Annotated in this window: 3 protein-coding genes; all 3 read right to left on the minus strand. The window is 68.2% G+C overall.

Annotated features, from left to right (window positions below):
- Positions 1-71 precede the first annotated feature (71 nt).
- Genes ACH4UM_RS41620 through ACH4UM_RS41630 form a run of 3 tightly spaced genes read right to left on the minus strand, consistent with a single transcriptional unit; the run spans position 72 to position 3,896 of the window.
- Entirely contained in the window at positions 72-398 is a 327-nt protein-coding gene (locus tag ACH4UM_RS41620) for a hypothetical protein (protein WP_398191838.1), read from the minus strand.
- Positions 370-3,642 (minus strand): hypothetical protein, encoded by a 3,273-nt coding sequence (locus ACH4UM_RS41625; RefSeq protein WP_398191841.1) that lies wholly within the window; start codon positions 3,640-3,642, stop codon positions 370-372. Before ACH4UM_RS41625 ends, ACH4UM_RS41620 begins: the two co-directional genes overlap by 29 nt.
- On the minus strand, positions 3,639-3,896 hold the full coding sequence (locus tag ACH4UM_RS41630; protein ID WP_398191844.1) for a hypothetical protein: 258 nt from the start codon (positions 3,894-3,896) through the stop codon (positions 3,639-3,641). Before ACH4UM_RS41630 ends, ACH4UM_RS41625 begins: the two co-directional genes overlap by 4 nt.
- Positions 3,897-4,559 lie beyond the last annotated feature (663 nt).

The raw sequence follows: 4,559 nt of genomic DNA on the forward strand, positions 1-4,559 counted from the left end.
TCAGGTCACTCACTGTGCGTCACATTCCTGGTGTCAGCCGGGGCCCGACCAGCACCCAGCAAGATCACCTCTTACACAAAGGAGTAAACAGCCTCGCCGCGGCGGATGCCGGCGCGGGCCATCAGCAGCACGATCAGCCGGTCCCGAGCCGAGCGGCAGGCCCGCACCAGGGCGACGGTCTCCTCATCGCTGGCGCGGTCCACCGGCTCGTCCGGCTCGTGCAGACGGTGACGGACCTTCGCGATGCCGCGGGGGATGCCGTACTCGCCCCGCGCTTCGGCAGGCAGATCGCGGCCGTCGCCGATCTCGTAGAGCTGATCGAGCACCCACACGGGCGCGGCACCGGTGCTGACGGCGTGCTTCAGGAACTCACGGACCGCGGCCAGGACCGCGTTCACCCGGCGCGGTCCCCGCACCTGCTTCGCGCCTGGCCCGGTGAACACCGGTGCCGCCGACGGGAGCCTGGGCGCGTACCGGAGCCAGACCATGAACATACCCAGGTGCCGGGCGCCGGTCGTCCAGAGCCGTCCGCTCTCGTGGCACCAGCGCAGATACAGAGCGGTGGCACCCGCGTATGCCTCCGACGTGGACTCCGCACTGTCCCGAGCGAACCGCAGATGGCGCAGGAACTCGTCCGCCGCGTCGACAACCCGCAGGTCGCCATCCAACACCGTCCAATACGCGGCGCCGGAGGGCAGCTGTACGCGGAACGACCGGAAGACCGAGGGGACTTGTGTGTTCATGCGACATGAACGACGGCACCGACTTGCACGACACCCCTACAGATGCCGTCTCACTCGGGCGAGTGGACCCGCGAACTGCGACAGTGCACGACGCCCTTCGCACCCCAACAGAAATACCGTCGGCGGGGGTGTGCCGGATGACGATGTCGGCGCTCTCTTCGCTCACCTCCTGGCCCTCACCATCGGCCGCCGCCTCGATGGCGCCGGGGTCAGCCGCGGCGGCCTCCTCCTCCTGCACACCAGTCGGGATGATCGCCCCCTGACCCGTGTTGGCGCGGCTGCAATACGTCCAGGACTGCGGCCGGCACGCCCCTACATACAGCGCCGTGTCCGGGTGCCGCTCACGCCCGCACGCCTCACACGTCTCCGCCTCGGCCACGTCGGCCGCCTCCTTCATCTGCTCATCGCCGCACTCTGCGGCGTCTGTGTCCGTACCGGCCGCCACCTCAACGTCCGCCACGTGCCCGCGAACCTCCGATCCCCTTTCTGACGCGTACGCGTCAAGTTCCCGGGAAAACCCCCCTTCCCCAACGGGGGTGCGATCCTCGCTTGATGTGCTCGCGTCACGTCTCGTGGAGGCCGCCGGCTCCGAAGCGGTCTCCGCCGCGTACGCCTCAGACTCCGCAGCGTCCGCCGTGACGTCACCGTCGGACGGCTCACCCTCGGGGGCCGGGGCCGGGGTGGCCACGCCCGGAACGGTGCCGCCCTCACCCTCCCAAGCGTCCCAAGCGGCCTCCCCACACGGGTCAGAGATGACGTCACCCGCACGCGCCCCGAACTCCTGAGCCACCCGCAAGCGCGCGGCCTCAGCCGCCCGGAACTGATCCCCCGCAGAGCAGCCGTGACGCTCCGCGAACTCCCGAGCCTTACGCGCCGCGCGGACCGTGGCACCCGCAGGCGCCTTGACGTCCGCAGGCTGAGCCGACGGAACACGGTGCCCGTAGCAATCGGCGCAGATATGGAAACGGTGCCCCTCGCCGTCCGCAGTCCAGTACATCGACGCGTACAGCGCCGCCCCGGTACGGAAGCAACGGCCGCAGTACAGGCGCCCGGTAGCGCGCGCCTTTTCCTCCGCCGGGCACATGCGCGGACCGCTCGCCGTCATCGCGGCCACGATGTCCACTCGCCCACAACGGCGGCACGTGCCAGCGATCACCAAACCGTCTTCCTGGCAACGGTGGCAGTACGCCCCCACGATGCGCTCAGCCTCGGGCGCAGACTCGGCCGGAGCGTCCGCAACAGGCGCCGGAGCGTCGACGGCCGGAGCCTCGGGCACATCGTCGTACTCGCCCACGAACGCCCCGCCCTCGCCCTCCCACACGTCCATGTCGTCAACGCGGGGGGTGACCACATCAAACAGGCCGTCGCTCGCGCACTCCGGGGCGATCACGGTCACGTCCGCCTGCCAACGCGGCACGCACCCGTCACTGTCCATCGGCCCCATGGGAAACGCCACATGCGCGTAAGCAGTCTTCCGCCGCGACCCCGTGTAGAGCGGCACGGCCACCGCCTCATCCCGACACGCCCGCCGGCCGTCAACGGTCGCCACGATGACGGCCGTAGCCTCCCCCGGCTTGTAGGACGAGTGGTTACGGTTCCAGTCGCCACCCTGCACACGGGTCGCCCACACCTGCCCCGTGTAGCGGACGCCGTCCACCGTCCACGCGAGCATGGACCCCGGGGCGTAGTCCTTGGGCTCGAACGCCTTACGCGGCGCGGGCTTGCCCGACCACATCTGAACCTTCGCGGGCTTGAACTGCGTCTCAGACTCGGCACGGTTCCGGATCACGTCCGCGAACTCCCGCGCCGTTGCCGCGAAACCGGCCTTGGCTTCGTCGTGCGCCTCATCCGGCACTGTGTGCAGCGTGAACGCACACCGGCCGTCCGCAGACTCGATCCGCATCCGGGCGCCGTTCCCGGTCACGTACGCGCGCCCCGTGGCACCCGACGCCACCAGACGGCGCGCGTTGTCCGGGGTGCTCTCCGGGCACGTGTCCGGGGTCTGACCCTGTCCGCGCTCCCCGTTCAGGAAGTCCGCGCGGGTGTCGGCAGCAAGCTTCGACAGGTGATCATCCGACACCGTGACCCCGTTCGCGTCGACTACAGCCCAGCGCGTGACCTTGCGCGGCCCCCCGATCAACGCCGACGCGTTCGACACGATCACCTCATAGGCGCGGACGCCGTACGGGCCGACAAGGGCGGGAGCGTCCGCCTGGGGCGCAGTCTCCGCCGGAACCTCCGCCACGGGCGCGGACACGGCCTTACGCGCGTCCTCAGCCGCCTTACGCTCCTGCCCCTGCGCGATCACCTCAGCAGCCGGACGGAACGGCGTAGCCGCAACAACCGGCGCGTCATGCTGCATGGCCAGATCCTGCGACCACTCCACCCCATGCTCACGACGGACCGCGTACGCCTGAACATGCGTCCCCCTACGCCCGTCCGTCACCGTGACAAAGCCGTCTCGGTTGACTTCATCCCACGTGAGCGACGCGCCACAGTGGCAGGAGTAGCCGTACTGCCCGTACGACACGGCACCCTGGCAGATACCGGCCCGACGCTGCCCGTAACGGGTCACCGCGTACCGGCCGTTGTGCCGCACCGGTTCCAGGATCACAAGGCCGTCCGGGCGCACATCCGCGATGTTCTTCCGCGCGTACGTCGACGCCGGCCCCCGCGTCTTGTAACCGTCCTTGCCCGGAATGATCCAACGCCCGTCAAGCGTCACCAGGCTGTACCGGCTGGTTGCCGGGCTGAACACCGAGTAGGCAACCGCCACACGTTGATCGTCAACGATCAACACAGCGTCCGTAAGGCCGTGTCCCTCCATAGCGTTCCGGGCGGGAGTAGTGATCATGACGCGCATGGCAACGGGAGCGTTGTTCTGCGGCTTGCGGGTCATGCCGTACCTCCCAGGGCGATCGGACCGGACAGGGCGGGAGAGACGTTGGCCGATGCCTTGGGACTGCGCGCCACAAGGCCGGTCTTCCCGGACTCGTCAAGCCAGCGCTGCGCGTGGTCTCGGTCGTGCGCTCCGGCCAGCAGGACAAGCCCACCGTCCGTGGCCACGTACACGGACCACGTCGTGCCGTCCGCCCCAGCCTCCGCCTGAGCTGCGGTGATCTGACTCCTAAGCCAGGTGGGCAACGTGCTCACGATCGGTCCTCCTCAAACTCGAACTCGCGCCAGCGGTAGGGGACTTAGGTGTTTCGGGCTTTCCACTCAGGGAGCGGTGTCCCCCAACACCAGAAGACTACTAAAATTTTTCGGGGTCTCGCAAGGGCTGACACCTCACGCCGGGTGATCATTTCTGACTCTCCGTCAAGTCAGATCGCAGAGTCCGAGCCTGGCTATCCATCAAACTCCGACCATGAGGGATAGCTGACGCACCATCAAATCCACTCCCCGCGTGTCGGTTTCGTGGAGTACCGTGCGCCCCAACATCCGTTCGATTCCATCTGTGGAAAAAGGGCGCACCATACTCCACAATCTCGACGCGGAACCGGTCACGTAGAGTTACTGCGCACCGTAGTCCACGCTTTCCAGTGCCGATATTTCCGCAGGTCAGAGAGGGTGCGCACCATTTTCCACACTCTCGACGCAACAGCATTTCCGCAGGTCACAATGGGTCCGCACGAGGGGGCGCACCATTTTCCACGCTTTCCCTCATACAGTCGCCACCCGCCGGCCTTCGGCCGCACCGGACTGCGAGCCCTCCGGGCTCGCACATCGTTCGCGGAGCGAACGATCACTCGGAGCGCTCCGCGCTCCGACCGCCGCGTAGCGGCGGCGCGTCGTGTCTGCGGAGCAGACCGCGCG

This window comes from Streptomyces sp. NPDC020801, assembly GCF_044334385.1.
In the GTDB taxonomy this organism is placed as follows: domain Bacteria; phylum Actinomycetota; class Actinomycetes; order Streptomycetales; family Streptomycetaceae; genus Streptomyces.